Source organism: Flavobacterium sp. (assembly GCF_028712645.1).
Classification (GTDB): domain Bacteria; phylum Bacteroidota; class Bacteroidia; order Flavobacteriales; family Flavobacteriaceae; genus Flavobacterium.
On record NZ_JAQTPQ010000367.1, the window covers coordinates 1 to 2786 of the forward strand.

Genomic DNA, 2786 nt, shown 5'->3' on the forward strand with positions numbered 1-2786 from the left:
GTCATTATTCAAATCAACACAACTAACGGTGTTCCAAAAACCTGGATAATTGGTTAGATTAGATTGAAATTCAGCCAATCTTCTTCCAGTATTTTTGAAAATTGTTGGAGTCATCCAATCTCCAACCACTATTAAATCTTTTTTGCCATCATTGTCAATATCTTCCCAAATAGCATCAGTAATCATTCCTATTTCTTCTAGTTTGAATGCTTTCTTTCCAATTACATTGGTGAAATTACCTTTACCATCATTTTCCAGCAACAATTGTTTAGGCACAATTCCGTAAACTCCAGGAACGCTTCTGCTACCAATAAAAACGTCAATATCACCATCATTGTCATAATCATTTGCTGCAATTACGGACACATTATTGTTTGTTGTTGGAATAACAGATTTGCTTTTAGTAAATATTCCTTTTCCATTATTCAAATACAATCTGTTTTTATAATTGGCTTGGTCCGCTTTTTCATTGCCGCCAGAACCAACTAATAAATCTAAATCTCCATCACCATCGGCATCAAAAAAGCTTGCGGCTGTATCTTCATAATTGGCATCAACTTCAATTTCTTTTTGATTAGTAACAGTATAGGAATCATTCCCATTATTTAGATAAATTTTACCTGCTTGTCCTTTGGCTCCACCAATATAAACATCTTCATTTCCATCAGCATTTATGTCTCCAACAGCAAGTGATGGGCCTTCTTGTGAAAGTTCTTTCGATATTAATCCTTCGTAATCAAAATCGATATAATCATTTTCTTTGTGAGCCAAAAAGTTATTTTTCTTTTCAATGAACAAAGGTTTAGGCTTGTCTATTTTTTGAATATAATCTAATTTGGCATCAGCAATATTCAAATTATAAGTGGTGTTATTAACTATTTTTTTTATAGTTTGAAATTTTCCATTTGGCCAGATTACTTGTAAAGAATCGATTTTCTTTGTTCCAATTCCAAATGTCATTACATAATCAATTGAGGATTGAAAACCTCTTGAAGGAATTAATTCTTGACGAATTATTTCTTTTCCTGAGAATAAATCAATAACGCTTCCTATTGCAAATTTATTTTGATTTTCTCCTTTAAGTTTTACTTTTATGAAATGATTGTTTTTCTTTTTTTCTGAATTATTTTTATAAATAAATGCGGTCATATTTACATTATTCACCACTAAATCAAGATCGCCATCGTTGTCTAAATCGCCATAGGCTGCGCCATTAGAAAAGCTTGGAGTATCTAAACCCCAATTTACTGCGTTATTTGTAAAAGTAAGATTATGCTCATTTTTATAGGCGTAATTCGAGATAGGAGTACTTGGCATCTTAGAAATAATGGTTTCCATATCTTCTTTTTTACCAGTAACTACCATTTTTTGTAAAAAATCATTGGCAAAAAAGTCCATAAAATCTTGATTAGTCAAGTCGTGATAAATCCCATTACAAACATAAATGTCTTTATAACCATCATTATCCATATCGAATAATAATGCTCCCCAACTCCAATCTGTTTTTGCTATTCCAGAGTAATTTGCTATTTCTATAAACTTATTATTTTCATCATTTATTTGCAAAGTGTTTTGCATATATTGATTGTAGAAATCTAGGTTTAACTTCCTTGTAAATAAATCGTAGTTATCAAAATTAGTAGTCTTTTTTAAGCGCTCATCATCTTCGGGTAACATATCAGTTGTGAAAATATCTGCTTTACCATCATTATTAACGTCGGCCATATCAGCACCCATTGAGGATTGACTTAAATGAGAAGTCCATCCTTCAACTTGTTCTGTAAAAGTTCCGTTTTTATTGTTGATACACAGATAATCTTTTTCGTAAAAGTCATTTGAAATATAGATGTCTGGGTATAAATCACCATTGACATCCCCTACGGTAACTCCTAATCCAAAACCAATTAAGCTCCCATATATTCCTGCGGCTTCGCTAACATCTACAAATTTTCCATTGTCATTGCGTAATAATTTATCACCGCCCCCTTTTAATATATTGGCAACATCCCAGTCTTTATCACGTAAATCTCTTTTATTGGAATAATTTAGGCTACTTACAGGAATAAAACTATTATTTAGAATATAACAATCTAAATCTCCATCTCTATCATAATCAAAAAACGCAGCATGAGTTGTGATCCCTGTATCAGCAAGATTGTATTCGGCTGCCTTTTCTGTAAATGTTAAGTTGCCATTATTGATAAATAATTGACTTTTTCTAATAGAGTTAATGTTGTTTCCAGCATTTGAAACATAAATATCAAGTAGCCCATCGCCATTGATATCAACCATATTTATACCTGTTGACCAAGATTTTTGGAGGTCAATTCCCGCTTTTTTTGAAATATCTTCAAATTTAAAATTTCCTTTATTTAAATATAATTTATTATCGCCAAGATTAGAAGTAAAAAAAATGTCAGCTAATCCGTCATTATTGATATCACCAATAGCAACACCACCTCCATTATAGAAGTTACGGTATTTGAATATGTTCATATCCTTGCCATTTTTCACTTCATTCTGAAAATCTATGCCCGTTTCAGAAGCATCTAATTTGGTAAATAAGGTATCTGATTTTTCCTTAGAACAATTGACAAATACTATAAATGTGGATAAAAATGCAATACGTTTTAACATCTTAAAAATGATTTAATATTGGTAATATATAAGCAAGCAATTTATGAATTTTTAATTTCACAAAAAAATTATTCGATGTTATAAAAGGCTTTGGAATTGTTAAATAAGATAAAAAAGCTCTTAAAATGAGATCTTATTTTATAATGAGA

The 2786-nt window shown here is 30.7% G+C and carries 1 protein-coding gene; it reads right to left on the reverse strand.

Annotation, left to right across the window (positions count from 1 at the left end; all coding sequences use genetic code 11):
* Positions 1–2637: VCBS repeat-containing protein (locus PHC28_RS17935; RefSeq protein ID WP_300103739.1), on the reverse strand; the 2637-nt coding region annotated here is incomplete at its 3' end.
* Positions 2638–2786 lie beyond the last annotated feature (149 nt).